At 65.1% G+C, this 17748-nt stretch carries 15 protein-coding genes; 12 read left to right on the top strand and 3 right to left on the bottom strand.

Annotation, left to right across the window (positions count from 1 at the left end):
- Positions 1–42 precede the first annotated feature (42 nt).
- The 5 genes from NRS07_RS14560 (at position 43) to NRS07_RS14540 (ending at position 7222) form a co-directional block, all read left to right on the top strand.
- Positions 43–1089, top strand: coding sequence for a ligase-associated DNA damage response exonuclease (locus NRS07_RS14560; protein WP_259208142.1), 1047 nt, complete (start codon positions 43–45; stop codon positions 1087–1089).
- Positions 1082–2716 (top strand): ATP-dependent DNA ligase, encoded by a 1635-nt coding sequence (locus tag NRS07_RS14555; protein ID WP_259208140.1) that lies wholly within the window; start codon positions 1082–1084, stop codon positions 2714–2716. Before NRS07_RS14560 ends, NRS07_RS14555 begins: the two co-directional genes overlap by 8 nt.
- Before the next feature lie 169 nt (positions 2717–2885).
- Positions 2886–5345 (top strand): ligase-associated DNA damage response DEXH box helicase, encoded by a 2460-nt coding sequence (locus NRS07_RS14550; RefSeq protein ID WP_259208139.1) that lies wholly within the window; start codon positions 2886–2888, stop codon positions 5343–5345.
- Positions 5342–6037, top strand: coding sequence for a ligase-associated DNA damage response endonuclease PdeM (pdeM, locus tag NRS07_RS14545; protein ID WP_259208136.1), 696 nt, complete (start codon positions 5342–5344; stop codon positions 6035–6037). The genes NRS07_RS14550 and pdeM overlap by 4 nt, the downstream gene beginning before the upstream one ends.
- A 96-nt stretch (positions 6038–6133) precedes the next feature.
- Complete coding sequence (locus tag NRS07_RS14540; protein WP_259208132.1) at positions 6134–7222, top strand: glycine zipper 2TM domain-containing protein; 1089 nt, start codon at positions 6134–6136, stop codon at positions 7220–7222.
- Here the strand turns inward: NRS07_RS14540 and NRS07_RS14535 are convergent.
- The 3 genes from NRS07_RS14535 to NRS07_RS14525 form a co-directional block, all read right to left on the bottom strand.
- Positions 7206–8099, bottom strand: a complete 894-nt coding sequence (locus NRS07_RS14535) for a Crp/Fnr family transcriptional regulator (protein WP_259213258.1) — start codon at positions 8097–8099, stop codon at positions 7206–7208. The two genes, NRS07_RS14540 and NRS07_RS14535, sit on opposite strands and share 17 nt — an antisense overlap.
- Positions 8100–8545: 446 nt before the next feature.
- Positions 8546–9190, bottom strand: a complete 645-nt coding sequence (locus NRS07_RS14530) for a response regulator transcription factor (protein WP_259208131.1) — start codon at positions 9188–9190, stop codon at positions 8546–8548.
- Between the two features lie 89 nt (positions 9191–9279).
- Positions 9280–9747: a universal stress protein gene (locus tag NRS07_RS14525; RefSeq protein ID WP_259208128.1), complete on the bottom strand. Its 468-nt coding sequence runs from the start codon at positions 9745–9747 to the stop codon at positions 9280–9282.
- 387 nt (positions 9748–10134) lie between these two features.
- On the opposite strand from NRS07_RS14525, the gene NRS07_RS14520 reads away from it, so the two are divergent.
- The 7 genes from NRS07_RS14520 (at position 10135) to asd (ending at position 17616) form a co-directional block, all read left to right on the top strand.
- Complete coding sequence (locus NRS07_RS14520) at positions 10135–10989, top strand: protein phosphatase CheZ (protein ID WP_259208126.1); 855 nt, start codon at positions 10135–10137, stop codon at positions 10987–10989.
- Positions 10989–12881 carry a chemotaxis protein CheA gene (locus NRS07_RS14515; RefSeq protein ID WP_259208124.1) on the top strand — a complete coding sequence of 631 codons (1893 nt, stop codon included), beginning with the start codon at positions 10989–10991 and terminating at the stop codon, positions 12879–12881. The genes NRS07_RS14520 and NRS07_RS14515 overlap by 1 nt, the downstream gene beginning before the upstream one ends.
- Positions 12882–13091: 210 nt before the next feature.
- Entirely contained in the window at positions 13092–14492 is a 1401-nt protein-coding gene (leuC, locus tag NRS07_RS14510) for a 3-isopropylmalate dehydratase large subunit (protein WP_259208122.1), read from the top strand.
- Positions 14493–14537: 45 nt separating this feature from the next.
- Positions 14538–14660 (top strand): lipoprotein, encoded by a 123-nt coding sequence (locus tag NRS07_RS14505; RefSeq protein WP_259208121.1) that lies wholly within the window; start codon positions 14538–14540, stop codon positions 14658–14660.
- 71 nt (positions 14661–14731) lie between these two features.
- A complete protein-coding gene (gene leuD, locus NRS07_RS14500; RefSeq protein ID WP_259208118.1) occupies positions 14732–15379 on the top strand; it encodes a 3-isopropylmalate dehydratase small subunit in 648 nt (215 codons plus the stop codon).
- Positions 15380–15389: 10 nt separating this feature from the next.
- The gene (gene leuB / locus NRS07_RS14495) at positions 15390–16460 is read left to right on the top strand and encodes a 3-isopropylmalate dehydrogenase (RefSeq protein ID WP_259208117.1); all 1071 of its coding nucleotides are present in this window, start codon (positions 15390–15392) and stop codon (positions 16458–16460) included.
- Positions 16461–16488: 28 nt separating this feature from the next.
- Positions 16489–17616, top strand: a complete 1128-nt coding sequence (gene asd / locus NRS07_RS14490; RefSeq protein ID WP_259208115.1) for an aspartate-semialdehyde dehydrogenase — start codon at positions 16489–16491, stop codon at positions 17614–17616.
- The last annotated feature ends 132 nt before the right edge of the window (positions 17617–17748 follow it).

Raw genomic sequence — 17748 nt, 5'->3', positions numbered from 1 at the left:
CGCCGGGTAGCAAATCGACTCGCTCACTGAGGAAAGAATCGCATGGGAGACATGGTAGTCGTGCGCAAGGAGGGGCTGTATTGCGTGCCGGGGCAGTTCTATATCGACCCCTGGCGCCCGGTGGACCGGGCCGTGATCACGCACGCCCATGGCGACCATGCGCGGGTCGGACATGGGCATTACCTGTCGACGGCGTCCGGCGTCAACGTGCTCAAGTCGCGTTTGGGCAGCGATATCCATATCGACGGCATCGAGTACGGCGCGACCGTCACCCATAATGGCGTGGCGATTTCGCTCCATCCGGCGGGCCACGTGCTCGGTTCGGCCCAGGTGCGGATGGAATGCGGCGGCGAAGTCTGGGTGGCCTCGGGCGACTACAAGGTAGAGCCAGACAAGACCTGCGCCCCCTTCGAGCCGGTCGTGTGCGACACCTTCATCACCGAATCGACGTTCGGGTTGCCGATCTACCGCTGGGAGCCGGAACAGCAGACCATCGACGAGATCAACGCCTGGTGGCGCAAGAACGCGGACGACGGCCGCTGCAGCGTGGTGTTCGCCTATGCCTTCGGCAAGGCCCAGCGCATCCTGTCGCGTCTGGACGCCTCGATCGGTCCGATCGTCTGCCATGGCGCGGTGGAACCACTCAACCGCGTCTACCGCGCCGGCGGCGTCGAGCTGCCAGAAACGGTCATGGTCAGCGACATCGACAAGGCGGCGCTGCGCCGGGCCATCGTGATCGCGCCGCCCTCGGCTGGCGGGTCGTCCTGGATGAAGCGCTTCGGCGACTATAGCGATTCTTTCGCCAGCGGCTGGATGCTGCTGCGTGGCGCGCGCCGCCGCCGCGGGGTGGACCGCGGCTTCGTGCTGTCCGACCATGCCGACTGGCCCGGCCTGATGAGCGCTATCAAGGCCACCGAGGCGCAGCAGGTGATCGTCACCCACGGCTCGATTCCGACGATGGTGCGCTGGCTATGCCAGAACGGGCTCGATGCCAAGGGTTTCGATACCGAATACGGCGACGAAGACGAGCACGAAGCGGCGCCCCCGGCTGCAGCCGCGCCAGCGGCCACCGGGGAAGCCGATGCGTGAATTCGCCCTGCTGTACGCCGAACTCGACGAAACCACGTCTACTACCCGCAAGCTCGACGCCCTGCAGCAGTATTTTTCGCGGGCGGCGCCCGAGAATGCCGCCTGGGCAGTGTATTTTTTGGCTGGCGGCAAGCCGCGCCAGGCGGTGCCGACCAAGCTGCTGCGCCAGTACGCGATCGAATACGCGGCGCTCGACGAATGGCTGTTCGACGAGTCTTACCATGCGGTCGGCGACATGGCCGAAACCATCGCCCATATCCTGCCGGCTCCCAGCCGCCGCAGCGATGTTGGCCTGGCCGAATGGATGGAGACCCGCATCGGCCCCTTGCGCGGCGCCGACCCCGGCACCATCCGCGAGGCGCTGTTCGCGGCCTGGGACGAGCTGGACTGGCGGGAGCGCTTTCTCTTCGTGAAACTGATCGGCGGCGGTTTTCGGGTCGGGGTATCGCGCCTGCTGGTCACGCGCGCGCTGGCGGCCATCGCCGCGGTTGACAGCAAGCTGATCGCGCAGCGCCTGATGGGCTGGACCGATAATTCGGTGCGGCCCACTGCCGGCAGCTTCCTGCAGCTGATTGCTGCCCAGTCCGACGAGGAGCACAAGCTGCGCGGCGGCCAGCCTTACCCGTTCTTCTTGGCGCATCAGCTGCAGGGCGAGCCGGCGGCCCTGGGCGAGCTCGCCGACTGGCAGGTGGAATGGAAATACGACGGCATCCGCGCCCAGCTGGTGCGCCGCGGCGGCCAGAACTACCTGTGGTCGCGCGGCGAAGACCTGATCACCGAGCGCTTCCCCGAGCTGGCCAGGGTGGTCCTTCCCGAAGGCACCGTGCTCGATGGCGAAGTACTGATCTGGCAGCCCGAAAACCCGATTCCGGCGCCGTTTTCCGACCTGCAAAAGCGCATTGGCCGCAAGACCATCGGCCCCAAGCTGCTGGGCGAGCTGCCGGCGGTGCTGTGCTGCTACGACCTGCTCGAATCGGGCGGTGTCGACCTGCGCGCGCTGCCCCAGCACGAGCGGCGCGCGCTGATGGAAGCCGAAGTCATGGCTGCCGCCTCGCCGCAGCTGCGCACCTCGCCGCTGATCCAGGCCGGCAGCTGGTCCGAGCTGGCGACGCTGCGCGAACAGTCGCGCCGGCGCGGCGTCGAGGGCATGATGGTCAAGGCGCGCGGGGCCCAATATGGCGTGGGGCGCACCAAGGATGTCGGTACCTGGTGGAAGTGGAAGGTCGATCCCTATACGGTCGATGCGGTGCTGATCTATGCCCAGGCGGGCAGCGGACGGCGCGCCTCGCTGTACACCGACTACACCTTCGCGGTCTGGGACGGCGAGGGCGACGAGCGCAAACTGGTACCGTTTGCAAAGGCTTATTCCGGCTTGACCGATGCCGAGATTGCGCAAGTCGACAATGTGGTGCGCAAGACCACGCTCGAGAAATTCGGCCCGGTGCGCTCGGTCAAGCCGACGATGGTGTTCGAACTTGGTTTCGAGGGCATCGCGCTGTCGAGCCGCCACAAGGCCGGTGTCGCGGTGCGTTTCCCGCGCATCCTGCGCCGCCGCCTGGACAAGCCGGTAATCGAGGCCGACACGCTCGACACGCTTAAGGGGCTGCTGGCGGCAGCTGCTGCTTGAGCGCGCCGCTGGCCTGCGCCGACCAGGCCTGCTATCTGCTAGACTCGGCCGGCATCCGGCGCCGTCCGGGACCGACCCTGAACCTGCCCATGCGCATGAGCCTAACCATGATCCACGACCGGAGCCCACGACCGCCCGCCCGTCCGTTCGCGCCTGTGACCACGGGTGCATGAGCGGCCCGACCCCCACCGTCGTCAAGGACTGGTTCGCCGCGCGCGGCTGGAAAGTCTTTCCGTTCCAGCGCGCGCTCTGGAAGGCGGCGCTGGCCGGTCAATCCGGGCTGCTGCACGCGAACACCGGCGCCGGCAAGACCTTTGCCGTCTGGTTCGCCGCCCTGCAGCGCGGGGCCCTGGCCAAGGGCCGCAAGACCAGTGGCCTGCGCGTGTTGTGGATCACGCCGATGCGCGCGCTCGCGGCCGATACCCTGCGCGCGCTGGAACAGTCGGCGGCCGAGCTGGCACCGGCCTGGACCATCGGGGCCCGCACCGGCGACACCGGGTCGAGCGAACGCGCGCGCCAGACCAGGAGCATGCCGTCCACGCTGGTGACTACGCCAGAGAGCCTGTCGCTGATGCTGAGCCACGCCGCGGCCGCCGAGCAGTTCAAGCATCTGGACATGATCGTGATCGATGAGTGGCACGAACTGATGGGCAGCAAGCGCGGCGTGCAGGTGCAGCTGGCGCTGGCGCGGCTGCGCCAGTGGCGACCCGAGCTGCTGGTATGGGGCGTGTCGGCCACGATGGGCAACCTCGACCTGGCGCGCCAGGTGCTGCTCGGCGCCGACGAGGGCGTACTCATCGAGGGTGACCTGCGCAAGCAGATCCAGGTTGACTGCCTGATTCCCGAGAACGTCGCGCGCTTTCCCTGGGGCGGGCATATGGGCCTGCAGATGCTGCAGCCGGTGATCGACGAGATCGAACACTACAACGCGACCCTGGTGTTTACCAATACCCGCGCGCAGTCCGAGCTCTGGTACCAGCATATCCTCGAAGCGCGGCCCGACTGGGCCGGTGTGATCGCGCTGCACCACGGCTCGCTCGACCGCGAGGTGCGCGAATGGGTCGAGCTGGGCCTGAAGAAGGGCCAGCTCAAGGCCGTCATCTGTACCGCCAGCCTGGACCTCGGCGTGGATTTCCTGCCGGTCGAGCGGGTACTGCAGGTTGGCAGCGCCAAGGGTATCGCGCGCCTGCTGCAGCGCGCCGGGCGCAGCGGTCACGCGCCGGGCCGGGTTTCGCGCCTGACCCTGGTGCCGACCCATAGCCTGGAGCTGCTGGAAGCGGCCGGCGCCAAGCAGGCGGTGGCGGCGCGCCGCATCGAGGGCCGCTATGTGCCGAACAAGCCGTTCGATGTGCTGGTGCAGCACCTGGTGACGGTGGCACTGGGCGGCGGCTTTACCTCGCAGCAGCTGTACCAGGAAGTCAAGCGCGCCTGGTCCTATCGCCATCTGAGCGAAGAAGAATGGCAGTGGGCGCTGGACTTCGTCGCGCGCGGCGGCCAGAGCCTGACCGTGTATCCGGAATACCGCCGCGTGCTGCCCGACGAAGAAGGTGTCTACCGCGTGCCCGACAGCGCGATCGGCCGGCGCCACCGCATGGGCATCGGCACCATCGTGTCAGATTCGACGATCTCGGTGAAATACATGAGTGGTGGCCGGATCGGCAGCGTGGAAGAATCGTTTATTTCACGCTTGACGCCGGGCGACCATTTCCTGTTTGGCGGGCGCATCCTGGAATTGGTCCGGGTCCACGAGATGACCGCTTTCGTCAAGCGCGCCACCAGCAGTCGCGGCGCCATCGCGCGCTGGCAGGGCGCCAAGATGCCGATGTCGTCCGAACTGGCGCACGCCGCGCTGGAAGAACTGCGGCTGGCCGCCGAGGGACGCTTCGAGGGGCCGGAAATGCAGGCGCTGCGCCCGCTGATCGAGATCCAGTGCCGCTGGTCGGCGCTGCCTACCAGCCAGACCCTGGTCCTGGAGAGCATGAAGAGCCGCGAAGGCTGGCATTTGTTCGTGTTTCCATTCGGTGGGCGTTCGGTGCACATGGGCCTGGCCTCGCTGCTGGCCTACCGTGTCGGGCGCCTGCAGCCGTCGACGTTTTCGATCGCGATCAATGATTACGGCTTCGAACTGCTGAGCCCGGAACCGGTGGACTGGAAAGGATTGCTTGCTGCCGCAACCGGGGCCGGCGTTGCCTTGTTCAGCACCGAGAACCTGCTCGAAGACGTGCTGGGCAGCCTGAACGCCACGCAGTTGTCGCAGCAGCGCTTTCGCGAGGTTGCGCGCATCGCCGGCCTGGTCTTCCAGGGCTATCCCGGCCAGCCGAAATCGAACCGGCAGCTACAGGCGTCGTCGTCGCTGTTCTTCGAGGTCTTTCGCAAGCACGACGCCGGCAACCTGCTGCTGACCCAGGCCCAGCGCGAAGTGCTGGAGCAGGAGCTGGAACTGACGCGCCTGCGCGAGACGCTCGGCGAGCTGCACGGGCGCCGCGTCGCCTATTGCGAGGTCAAGCGCGCCACGCCCTTTGGTTTTGCACTGATGGTCGAGCGCTTCCGCGAGAAGGTCAGCACCGAAAAGCTGTCCGACCGGGTCGCGCGCATGGTGCGCGAGCTCGAAAAGGCGGCCGCCGTATGACGACCGAGACCGAGACCGAGACCGGAACCGGCGCCGGCAGCCTGGCGCTGCGCATTGCCGGCGAAACCATGCTGCTGCTGCCCGAGAAGGCTGTGTACTGGCCGGCCGAACAGATGCTGGTGATCGCCGACATCCACTTCGGCAAGGCGGCCGCCTTCCGCGCGCTGGGCGTGCCAGTGCCGCGCGGGACCACCAGCGAAAACCTCGCCGGGCTCGACGCGCTGATCGATGCGCATGGGGCGCGCCAGGTGGTCTTTTTGGGGGACTTTCTACATGCGCGCGCGGCCCACGCCAGCGCTACCCAGGCCGCGATGCTGGCCTGGCGCGAGCGCCGCCACGCGCTGGCGCTGACCCTTGTGCGCGGCAACCACGACCGCCATGCGGGCGACCCTGCGCGGGCGCTCGGGATCGCGCTGGTGGACGAGCCGCATGCGCTCGGTCCGTTCGCCCTGTGCCATCACCCGGATCTCGCCATGGGGGAGGGCGCGGGCTATGCGCTGGCTGGCCACATCCATCCGGTGTATGTGCTGGCTACCCGCTTCGACGCCTTGCGCCTGCCTTGTTTCGTGGTTGGTCGCAACCGCATGATCCTGCCCTCGTTTGGTTCGTTTACCGGCGGCCACGCGATCCGTCCGGAACCCGGCGACACCATCTATGTGAGCTCGGGCGAGGCGGTTCACTGCGTACGTTAGCGAACCGACTCTTGCTGGGCTCAGGCGTAAGTTCCGTCTGGACTAATGTCGTATTGGCGCACACCCCTGTGCGGCATCCATACCGGAGATAACACCATGCATCTGCGCACCCTGCTGCAAGCGGTCTTCGCCACCATCGTGGCGTTCGGCCCCGTCGCCCTCGGCGGCGCCGCCGTCCAGGCCCAGCAATACCAGAACAACCGCGCCTACGGCCCGATCATCAACGGCTTCAATGTGGAAGAAGTGCGCAGCCTGACACCGGGCGTGGAGCTGCATTTCGACCTGTACGGCAGCGCGGGCGGCACCGCCACGCTGCGCATCGACGGCGCTACCCGCAACCTGTACCTGACCGAAGTCGAGCCGGGCCAGTACACCGGCACCTATACCATCGGCAGCCGCGACCGCATCAAGGCCAGCAGCGGCGTGACCGCCAATCTGCGCCTCGGCAACCAGGTTGCTACCAGCCTGCTGAGCGAATCGGTGCTCGCGTCCAACGCCCAGCGCGGCGAGCGCCGCGGCCAACTGGCTTCAAACCTGGCAATCAAGCGTTTCGACGTGCAGGGCGCACCCGATCTTGGCCCGGGCAACGAACTGCGCTTTACCCTGGTCGGCACCCCGGGCGCGCGCGCCGAAGTGGCAATCGCCGGGACCCGTGGCGTGTTCTTCCTGCCAGAAGTGCGTCCGGGCGAATACGAAGCCATCTATACGGTCCGTAACCGCGATGTCATTACCGCGGACAGCCGCGTGACCGCTACCATTCGCGCCAATGGCCGCTCTACCACTTCGGTACTGGCCCGTCCCTTGTTGGTCGCGGCCCGCGCCGAGCAGCAGCGCGTAGCGCGCTATTGCACCAACTGCGCCACCGTCGAAGCGGTGAACCTGATCGAAGTATCGGGTAATGGCAATTACCTGGGCACGGTCGGCGGCGCCCTCATTGGTGGACTGCTGGGCAACCAGGTCGGCGGCGGCAGCGGCCGTACCGCTGCCTCGGTCGCCGGCGCGGTGGCGGGCGGCCTGGCCGGCCGTAATATCGAGCGCAATATGAACAAGGCCGAGCGCTACGAGGTAGTGGTGCGTTACACCACCAACGGAGCAACCCAGACCCTGCAGTACGATAACGACCCGGGCCTGCGCCAGGGTGACCGCGTGCGCGTGAACAATGGCGTGCTCACGCGCGACCAGTAAGTCGTGGGTGCGCGGCTCGATGGCCGCAACGAAAAAAGGCCGGCGCCCCTGGGGACGCCGGCCTTTTTGCAAGCTCGGAACGCGGCTTATGCGGTGGCCAGTACCTGGCCGTCACCCGCCTGGTCGAGCTCGGCCTTCTTGGCGGGCCCTTGGTGCGCGAGCGCGATGGGGGCAGGCGGCGTAGCGTCTTGAGCGCATCGGCGTCCTTGATGCCGATGGTGCGCTGGTCGACGGTGATCAGGCCGATTTCATTGAAGGCCGACAGCGTGCGGCTGACCGTTTCGAGCGTCAGGCCGAGATAACTGCCGATCTCGTGGCGGGTCATGCGAAGGTTGAACAGCTTGCTGGAATATCCCATGGCGGCAAAACGGTCGGCCAGCGATACCAGGAAGCGCGCCACCCGGGCTTCGGCCGACAGCGCGCCGAGCATGCCGATCATGGTTTGCTCGCGCACCAGTTCGCGGCTCATGACGCCGTACATCATGTTCTCGAGCTCGGCGTGCACGCGGCCGAGCGCGGTGAGTTTCTTGAATGGCAGCAAGATCAAGTCGCAATCGGACAAGGCCACGGCTTCGGATGCATAGTGACGGGTGTGAATGCCGTCGACGCCGAGCATGTCGCCCTTCATGGGGAAACTGAGCACTTGTTCGTTCCCGAATTCGTCGATGAGCACGGTCTTGAGAAAGCCCGAGTTGACGATATACAGGGTGTCGAAAGCTTGGCCGATGGTGTGGACCCGCTGGCCGGTCTTGAATTGCACATGCTGGAACAGCAGTTCTTCCGAGTTGATCGATACGCTGGCAGGAATGCGCAGCAGGTCGCAGACTTCCTTGAGGTTGGACCAGAGACGACCCTGGCGCTGGCGGCCAGCTTCCATGGGCGAATGCAGGGTGGGCTGGCTGGCGTTGCGTTGTTCTGTCGTTGACTGGGACTGCATGCTCATCTCCAGGTGAAAAATCTTGGGTTGCAGGCGGCGACCGCGAGGCGCAGACCCAACCGGCGTTGTAGAGGCGGACCCCGCCGCAGGTTGGCTCACGCTGGGACTTGGATCGCAAGCAAGTCGAAACGTTGAATTCAGTATGCCAACACGAGTCCGGCACGGATATCAGCGGCTACTGAATATGTAGGTAGGAGGGATCGCAGCTTTGTAGGAATCGTCTGACCCGCGGCAGCGGGGGCCAGAGGGAAAGTCAGCGGGAGGGTGCAAAAATGCGATGACGCGCAAGGGCAGGGCGCAGGGGGCTGTTTGCGCCGGGGAGTGGCACAAATAGCGTGGCTACGTGTCTAAATATGTTCGCCCTTGGTACTCGACCCGGTGCGTACTCAGGCCTTCATCGGAGCCAGCAGCCGGTGCGCGACCGCGTACTGCACCATTTCCGACAGCGAATTCATGCCCATCTTTTGCATGATGCGGGTCTTGTGGGTGCTGACCGTCTTGACCGATAGGTGCAGGCCGTTGGCGATATCGGTGATCGACTTGCCGCTGACGAGTAGCGAAAACACCTCGAATTCGCGGTCCGATAACTGTTTATGGAGCATTTGTTCATTAGGCGCCATGATGTTCAGCGCCAGTTGCTCCGCCACTTCGGTGCTGATATAAGGTCGCCCCGAAGCCACCTTGCGAATGGCACCGACCAGTTGCGTGCCTGCGCTCTCCTTGGTGAGGTAACCCTGGGCACCGGCGCGGATGGCACGCACCGCGTACTGTTCTTCTTCATGCATGGTCAGGATCAGGATTGCGAGCTTGGGCGCTTCGCTGCGGATCTGGCGGATCAGGTCGACCCCGCTGCGACCCGGCATCGACAAATCGAGCAGCAGCAGGTCAAAACCGCCCTCGCGTACCTGGGCCAGCACCTCGAACCCATTGGTCGCTTCGCCGGCGATGTCGATATCCGGCGCGCCGTCGAGGATGCGCTTGAGACCTTCGCGCATGATGGTGTGGTCGTCGGCAATGACAATTCGAATCATGACTATCCCGTCCGGCATGATTGCCGGTAATTATCGAAGACTGACATCGTATTACAAAATGCTTTGTCCTCGGAAACTGCGTCCAGCCGTCAGGTGGCGGTCGGTTCGCTGATCAGGCGGTGCACCAGCACCGGCTTGGTGGTGTGTGACAACACTTTATTGGTAACACTGCCCAGCAGCAGCTGGCCCCAGCCGCTGCGGCCGTGCGAGCCCATGAAGATCAGGTCGCAGCTTTCCTGCTCGGCGACCTCGACGATTTTCAGTGCCGCGCTATCAGAAAACGCGGTCATGCAGGCATGTTTCAGGCCAGCCTCCTCGGCCGCGCGCATGATCTTGCCCATGTAGTCCTGGCCCAGGCGGCGCATCTGCTCCATGTATTCTTCTTCGCTCGGGTAGGAGGGCGGGATGATCTCGACATAGACGGGATACTGGTAACCGGGCGCGACGAACAGGGCCAGCACCTCGGCGCCCATCTGCTGGGCAAATTTCACGCCGGCGCATGCCGTATGCTGGGATACGGCCGAGCCGTCGGTGGCGATCAGGATTTTTCGGTACATGGTTGACTCCTCCAGTGGGCCACGCCATTCTGGGGCGTCTGGGGCGTGGCGGCTATTGCGGGAACGCAAACTGTTGAGCTCGATCAAACATCGGGCAGCCGGTTTGGCGCGCGACTTTACCGGAGCAAAGGCGATCGCGATACGAAAAACAACACCTCTCATGCGAAAACATGCAGGAACCGTGCGTTTTGATTGTCGCGGAATTAAGATTTCTTGTCCAATTTGTTGCGTTGCTCTCGCCGACATTTACCTGCGGCAACCACACTGCTACACTTCCATGCACAATCTCACCATCTGTTAACTCCGCCGATTGCGCGGGCAGGTGGCCGCAGCACCGACCGACGCACACGCACATCGCGAACCAAACACCATGGAGAAGCAGGGATTATGACTGACGCCGCTGACGATTTCGACGCACTATTCGAGGAAGTGGCTGCCCAGCGCAGCAGTGCGCCCGCCGATGCCCCGGCGCCGGCCGCCGCGCCCGCTGCCGAAGCGAACGCCGTAGCGGACGAGGACGACCTCGAATCGCTGTTCGACCAGGTCGCCGCCACCGCCGCCCCTGTTGCCGCTGCGGCCGCGCCGACACCAGCGCCGGCACCGGCTGCTGGCAGCGCCTCCGGTGACGGCGAGGGCGGCATGTTCGAACGCCTCGGCGGCATTGTCCGTCTGCTGCACGATTCGCTGCGCGAGCTCGGCTACGACAAGGCGCTGACCGAGGCCTCGTCGGCCATCGTCGACGCCCAGGACCGTCTGGAATATGTTGCCACGCTGACCGAGCAGGCCGCCAACAAGGTGCTCAACACCCTGGACGAGGGCATGCCGGCACAAGACCTGCTGTCGAAGCAGGCCAAGGATATGGAAAACCGCTGGTCCGACCTGTTCGCGGGCAAGCTGAGCCTGGACGAATTCAAGGCCCTGGCCGGCGATGCGCGCCAGTTTGCCGGCGCCGTGAACGCTGCCACCGAAGCCGAGAAGGCACGCCTGCTCGAAATCATGATGGCGCAGGACTTCCAGGACATCACCGGCCAGCTGATCAAGAAGGTCGTCAAGATCACCCAGACCGTGGAGTCGGAGCTGGCACAGCTGCTGCGCGACCACGCGCCGGCCGACCTGAAGGAAAAGCTGGCCAAGAAAGAAGCGCCACAGGAAGACGTGGTGCTGATGCAGGGCCCGTCGGTGCCGTCAGCGGCGCTCGACCAGGACAACGTTGACGACCTTCTCGCCGATCTGGGATTCTAATGGACGATATGCTCAAGGACTTCGTCGTCGAGGCGATGGACCTTGCGGTGAATGTTGAAGAACATTTGCTGCGCCTCGAACGCGACCCGGACAACAAGGAAACGCTCAACGCGGTGTTCCGGTCCTTCCACACGATCAAGGGTGGTGCCGGTTTCATGGGCCTGCCTGCGATGGTCGCGGCCTGCCACCTGACCGAGAACCTGTTCGACGCACTGCGCACGGGCCAGGCGCCGGTGACGCCGCTGGCGATCGAAGCGGCGCTGGAAGCGTCGGGCTTCGTGGCCGACCAGCTCAATGACCTGAACAACGGCACCCCGCCGGAAGGCCTGGCGCAGATGCCGGAAGGACTCGAGCGCATCCTGACCGATGCGATCGAAGGCAAGAGTGCCGCCGCCGCACCTGCCGCCGCGCCGGCGCCTGCCGTGGCGCCGGTTGCCGCCGCGCCGGTCGCCGCCGTCAGCACCGATGGCCCGGCTGGCCCCGACTGGACCGCGTTGTACAACGCCGTGGTGCCGGCGGGTGCCGCGATCGCGGTGCCCGCCGCGGCTGTCCAGGCTGGCGCGCCAGCTGCTGTCCAGGCTGACAGCGCCCCCGCCGCTGCTGCTCCCGCCGCTGCTACCGCAGGCGGCGCCCGACCGGCCGGCTGGGATGGTACCGAACGCCGCACCGACGCCAAGGTGGCCGACGCGCGCGCCGCCGCGGCGCCGGCCAAGGACGAAAGCATCCGTATCGATGCGGTCAAGCTCGACGCGCTGCTGGAAGTGGCGGGCGAATCGGTGCAGGCCGCGAACCAGGCCGCCGTGCTGCTCGAACGCCTGCAGCAGTTCAAGTTCGAAGGCCACGCCGCAGCCCTGATCGCGACGCTGACCGAAACGCTCGAGCGCGCCTCGCGTTATTCGGCCGAATTGCAGCGCGCGACGCTGGCGACGCGCATGCAGCCGGTCGGGCGCCTGTTCCAGAAATTCCCGCGCCTGGTGCGCGAGCTGGCCAAGGACCTCGGCAAGGACGTCGAGCTGACCATCGAGGGCGCCGAGACCGAAGTCGACCGCGTCGTGGTGGACAGCCTGTACGATCCGCTGGTGCACATGCTGCGTAATGCGCTCGACCACGGGGTCGAGTCGCCCGAGGAGCGGGTCGCCGCCGGCAAGCCGGCCAAGGCCTTCATTTTGCTCAAGGCCTGGCAGGAAGCCAACAGCGTCATGATCGTGCTGCAAGACGACGGCAAGGGCATGGACCCGATCAAGCTGCGCAAGAAGGCAATCGACAAGGGCCTGATCGGCGAGAACGGTGCGCCCAACGACGACGATGCCTACCAACTGGTGTTCCTGCCGGGCTTCTCGACGAAAGAAGTGGCGTCGTCGGTCTCGGGCCGCGGGGTGGGCATGGACGTCGTCAAGACGGCGGTGGAAAAGAACCGCGGCGCGATCCGCATCGATTCCTCGCTCGGCCATGGCACCAAGTTCGCCATCCGCCTGCCGATCGAACTGTCGATCGTGCCGACCATGCTGGTGTCGACCTCGAGCGCCTCGCTGGCGCTGCCGATGGCCGTCGTCGAGCGCGTCGTCGAGCTGCCGGAAGAGTTCCAATGCGTGGGCGGCGCCCCGGTGCTGAAAGACCAGGGCCGTCCGCTGCCGGTGCGCTCGCTGGCACTGGCGCTCGGCTACGAGGCCTGCTCGGAACGTGTCGGCATTGTCATCAACGCGCCACAGCCGTATATCCTGGCGGTGAGTGCGGTCGATGGCACCGCCGACCTGGTCATCAAGCCAATGACCGCCCTGAGCGTCGACGGCATCACTGGTACCGCGCGCTCGGCCGAGGGCGAACTGGTGCTGGTGGTGGGGCTGTCGTTCCTGATGGATGGCTGCCGCAGCAATGTAAGGCTGGCGGCCTGACACGCAGCGTGACCAAAGCGCATTTAAAAGCCTGTGCATGACGCGCAGGCTTTTTTTATTTGCAAGAAAAGTTGTATATGCAAATTAAATTTGCATGAATTTGCGTTGATTAGCAGAAAAATGCGCTAGCCCTGCTTTGTGCGGCACTGCACAATTATGGCATAATCAAAATCCGGTTCCGCATTGGCGGGGCGCGATCTTGGATTGACCATGCAAAAAACGCTCTACGACAAACTCTGGGATTCGCATGTCGTGCGTGCCGACGCCGATGGCACCACGGTCCTGTATATCGACCGTCACCTGGTGCACGAAGTCACCAGTCCCCAGGCCTTCGAAGGCTTGCGCGTAGCCGGGCGCGGCCTGTGGCGCACGTCCGCCAACCTGGCGGTGGCCGACCACAACGTGCCGACCACCGGCCGCGCGCAGGGCATCGAAGATCCCATCTCGCGCCTGCAGGTCGAGACGCTCGACGCCAATGCGCGCAGCTTCGGCCTGACCTATTTCAACATGAACGACAAGCGCCAGGGCATCGTCCATGTGATCGGCCCGGAGCAGGGGGCGACGCTGCCAGGCATGACGGTGGTCTGCGGCGATTCGCATACCTCCACCCACGGCGCCTTTGGCTGCCTGGCGCACGGCATCGGCACCTCCGAAGTCGAGCATGTGCTGGCCACCCAAACCCTGCTGGCCAAGAAATCCAGGGCCATGCTGGTGCAGGTCGAGGGCGACTTGCCGCCGGGCGTGACCGCCAAGGATATCGTGCTGGCCGTGATCGGCCAGATCGGCACCGCCGGCGGCACCGGCTACGCCATCGAATTCGGCGGCTCGGCGATCCGCGCGCTGTCCATGGAAGGCCGTATGACGGTTTGCAACATGGCCATCGAAGCTGGCGCGCGCGCCGGCATGGTGGCGGTGGACGACACCACCATCGATTACGTCAAGGGCCGTCCGTTCTCGCCCAAGGGACAACATTGGGAGCACGCGGTCGCTTACTGGCGCACCCTGCATTCCGACGCAGGAGCCAGTTTCGATACCGTCGTCACACTCGACGCGGCGAGCATCCGGCCGCAGGTCACCTGGGGTACCTCGCCCGAAATGGTCACCTCGATCGATGGCAAGGTGCCGGATCCGCGCGACGAGCACGACGCGGTACGCCGCGACGCGATGGAAAAAGCGCTGGCCTACATGGACCTGGCGCCCAATACCCGGATCGAGGACATCGCGATCGACAAGGTCTTTATTGGTTCGTGCACCAATTCTCGCATCGAAGACCTGCGCGCCGCCGCCGATGTCGTGCGCGGCCGCCAGCGTGCGCCCAGCATCAAGCTGGCAATGGTGGTGCCGGGCTCCGGCCTGGTGAAAGAACAGGCCGAGCGCGAAGGCCTGGACCGCATCTTCATTGATGCCGGCTTTGAATGGCGCGAGCCGGGCTGCTCGATGTGCCTGGCGATGAATGCCGACCGGCTCGAGCCGGGCGAGCGCTGCGCCTCGACCTCCAACCGCAACTTCGAAGGGCGCCAGGGCCAGGCAGGCCGCACCCACCTGGTCTCGCCCGCGATGGCGGCGGCGGCGGGAATCGCCGGCCACTTTGTCGACGTGCGCGCACTCTGAATCGTTAACCCGTTTTAATTCTTATTTTTGAACCCCAGGATCATCATGAAAAAAATCTTCGCACTGGCCATCGCCGCCATCTTCCTCAGCGGCTGCAACACCATTTCGGGCATCGGCCGGGATGTGCAGAAAGTCGGCCAGGTCGTCACCGGCGCCGGCGGCAGGTAACAAGGTACAAGAACGAGGGCACAAAGCAGGCAAGCACGCTTGCCCGCACGGGTCAAGACAGGGAAAGGCAGATGGATAAATTTACCGTACACCAAGGGCTGGTCGCGCCGCTCGATCGCGCCAATGTCGATACCGACGCCATCATTCCGAAGCAGTTCCTCAAGTCGATTCGCCGCACCGGTTTCGGCCCCAACCTGTTCGACGAATGGCGCTACCTGGACCACGGCGAACCGGGCCAGGATTGCACCGACCGTCCGCGCAACCCGGACTTCGTGCTGAACCAGCCGCGCTATGCCGGCGCCTCGATCCTGTTGGCGCGCAAGAACTTCGGCTGCGGCTCCTCGCGCGAGCATGCGCCCTGGGCGCTGCAGCAGTTCGGGTTCCGCGCCATCGTGGCGCCGAGTTTTGCCGACATCTTCTTCAACAATTGCTACAAGAGTGGCCTGCTGCCGATCGTGCTGCCCGAAGCGGCAGTTGACGGCCTGTTCCAGGCAGTGCAAGCCAACCCCGGGTTCACGCTGGTGGTCGACCTGGAACAGCAGCTGCTCACGAGCGCCGATGCCAGCCTGTCGTACGGCTTCGCCATCGACGACTTCCGCAAGTATTGCCTGCTCAATGGCCTGGATGACATCGGCCTGACCTTGCGCCACCAGGACGCCATTCGCAGTTTCGAGCAGCGACACCTGGCGGCCCAGCCGTGGCTGGCCAACACGATCTGAAAGAGACTGCATGAAGATAGCAATTTTGCCGGGTGACGGCATCGGCCCCGAAATCATGAGCGAAGCGGTCAAGGTGCTGCAGGCGCTGGGCGAGCCGTTCGAGATGGAGACCGCTGCGGTGGGCGGCGCCGGCTACGCCGCGCATGGCCACCCACTGCCCGAGAGCACCCTGAAGCTGGCGCAGGACGCCGACGCGGTGCTGTTCGGCGCCGTCGGCGACTACCAGTACGACCAGCTCGAGCGCGCGCTGCGTCCCGAACAGGCCATCCTCGGGCTGCGCAAGCAGCTCGGCCTGTTCGCCAACCTGCGTCCGGCCATCCTGTACCCAGAGCTGGCCGGCGCCTCCACGCTCAAGCCAGAGGTCGTGTCGGGCCTCGACATCCTGATCATCCGCGAGCTCACCGGCGACATCTATTTCGGCAAGCCGCGCGGCGTGCGCGAGTGCCCGGACGGCCCGTTCCAGGGGCAGCGCGAAGGTTTCGACACGATGCGCTACGCCGAAGGCGAGATTCGCCGCATCGCCCATGTCGCCTTCCAGGCGGCGCGCAAGCGCGATCGGCGCGTGACCAGCGTCGACAAGGCCAATGTGCTCGAGACCTTCCAGTTCTGGCGCGACATCGTCACCGAGGTACACCGTGAATACCCTGACGTCGAACTCGAGCACATGTATGTCGACAACGCCGCCATGCAACTGGTACGCGCCCCGAAGAAATTCGATGTGCTCGTCACCGGCAACATGTTTGGCGACATCCTGTCCGACGCCGCCGCCATGCTCACCGGTTCGATCGGCATGCTGCCCTCGGCCTCGCTCGACGCGAACAACAAGGGCCTGTACGAACCTTCGCACGGTTCGGCGCCCGATATCGCGGGCAATGGCGTGGCCAATCCACTGGCGACCATCCTGTCTGCTGCGATGATGTTGCGCTTTAGTTTTGGCCGCAGCGAGCAGGCCGCGCGCATCGAGGCGGCCGTCAAGCGCGTGCTGGCACAGGGGCTGCGCACCCCCGACATCTACGAAGCGGGTACCCGCAAGGTCGGCACCCGGGAGATGGGCGACGCCGTCGTGGCCGCTCTTCAATGAAAACAGATTCAACCAGTAGAGGAAAGATATGAAATTAGTAGGCCTGGTAGGTTGGCGCGGCATGGTGGGATCGGTCCTGATGCAGCGCATGCAGGAAGAGGGCGATTTCGAGCACATCGAGCCGGTGTTCTTTACCACCTCGAACCCGGGCGGCGCCGCGCCAGCAATGGCGAAAAACGAGACCACGCTCAAGAGCGCCAGCGATATCGCCGAGCTGTCGAAATGCGAGATCATCATCTCCTGCCAGGGTGGCGACTACACCAGCGAGGTGTTCCCGCAACTGCGCGCCAGCGGCTGGAACGGTTACTGGATCGACGCCGCCTCGACCCTGCGCATGAACGACGACGCCGTCATCGTGCTCGACCCGGTGAACAAAGAAGTGATCAAGAACGCCATGGCGCGCGGCGTGAAGAACTACATTGGCGGCAACTGCACCGTGTCGTGCATGCTGATCGGCCTGGGCGGCCTGTTCGAGCAAGGCCTGGTCGAGTGGATGAGCTCCATGACCTACCAGGCGGCATCGGGCGGCGGCGCTCAGCACATGCGCGAACTGCTCACCCAGTTCGGCAGCATCAACGGCGCGGTCAAGCCGCTGCTGGACAACCCGGCGTCGGCCATCCTCGAGATCGACCGCACCGTGCTGGCGACCCAGCATGGCTTCTCGGGCGACGAGACCAGGCAATTCGGCGTGCCGCTGGCCGGCAACCTGATTCCGTGGATCGACAAGGACCTGGGCAATGGACAGTCGAAAGAAGAGTGGAAGGCTGGCGCCGAGACCAACAAGATCCTGGGGCGCGGCGAAGGCTACGCCAGCCGCGCGATTCCGGTGGATGGCCTGTGCGTGCGCATCGGCGCCATGCGCTGCCATTCGCAGGCGTTGACGATCAAGCTCACCCGCGACGTGCCGCTCGACGAGATCAACGACATCATCGCCTCGCACAACGCGTGGGTGAAGGTGGTGCCGAACACGCGCGAAGCCTCGATGCGCGAACTGTCGCCGGCTGCCGTGACGGGTGGCTTGGGCATTCCGGTGGGCCGCCTGCGCAAGATGTCGATGGGCGGCGATTATCTCTCGGCCTTTACCGTTGGCGACCAGCTGCTGTGGGGCGCGGCCGAACCGCTGCGCCGCATGCTGCGCATCGTGCTGGACAAATAAGGGCCAGGCGCGGGCCGCGGGCAGCCGCGCACCCGCGCCAGACCCGCTTGCAGCCTTCCTGGACGGCGCTTTTTTGAGTATTCTGGACACACTTCCCCTCTGGCAGGGGTAAGTTGTGCGCGGAGAGCTTGC

Origin of the sequence: Massilia sp. H6 (assembly GCF_024802625.1) — a bacterium.
Lineage (GTDB): Bacteria > Pseudomonadota > Gammaproteobacteria > Burkholderiales > Burkholderiaceae_D > Telluria.
This window is presented reverse-complemented; position numbering and strand designations above follow the sequence as displayed.

Coding starts and splice junctions, on each gene's coding strand:
- NRS07_RS14560 (WP_259208142.1), top strand. CDS start 43: ATGGGAGACATGGTAGTCGTGCGCAAGGAGGGGCTGTATTGCGTGCCG.
- NRS07_RS14555 (WP_259208140.1), top strand. CDS start 1,082: ATGCGTGAATTCGCCCTGCTGTACGCCGAACTCGACGAAACCACGTCT.
- NRS07_RS14550 (WP_259208139.1), top strand. CDS start 2,886: ATGAGCGGCCCGACCCCCACCGTCGTCAAGGACTGGTTCGCCGCGCGC.
- pdeM (WP_259208136.1), top strand. CDS start 5,342: ATGACGACCGAGACCGAGACCGAGACCGGAACCGGCGCCGGCAGCCTG.
- NRS07_RS14540 (WP_259208132.1), top strand. CDS start 6,134: ATGCATCTGCGCACCCTGCTGCAAGCGGTCTTCGCCACCATCGTGGCG.
- NRS07_RS14535 (WP_259213258.1), bottom strand. CDS start 8,099: ATGGAAGCTGGCCGCCAGCGCCAGGGTCGTCTCTGGTCCAACCTCAAG.
- NRS07_RS14530 (WP_259208131.1), bottom strand. CDS start 9,190: ATGATTCGAATTGTCATTGCCGACGACCACACCATCATGCGCGAAGGT.
- NRS07_RS14525 (WP_259208128.1), bottom strand. CDS start 9,747: ATGTACCGAAAAATCCTGATCGCCACCGACGGCTCGGCCGTATCCCAG.
- NRS07_RS14520 (WP_259208126.1), top strand. CDS start 10,135: ATGACTGACGCCGCTGACGATTTCGACGCACTATTCGAGGAAGTGGCT.
- NRS07_RS14515 (WP_259208124.1), top strand. CDS start 10,989: ATGGACGATATGCTCAAGGACTTCGTCGTCGAGGCGATGGACCTTGCG.
- leuC (WP_259208122.1), top strand. CDS start 13,092: ATGCAAAAAACGCTCTACGACAAACTCTGGGATTCGCATGTCGTGCGT.
- NRS07_RS14505 (WP_259208121.1), top strand. CDS start 14,538: ATGAAAAAAATCTTCGCACTGGCCATCGCCGCCATCTTCCTCAGCGGC.
- leuD (WP_259208118.1), top strand. CDS start 14,732: ATGGATAAATTTACCGTACACCAAGGGCTGGTCGCGCCGCTCGATCGC.
- leuB (WP_259208117.1), top strand. CDS start 15,390: ATGAAGATAGCAATTTTGCCGGGTGACGGCATCGGCCCCGAAATCATG.
- asd (WP_259208115.1), top strand. CDS start 16,489: ATGAAATTAGTAGGCCTGGTAGGTTGGCGCGGCATGGTGGGATCGGTC.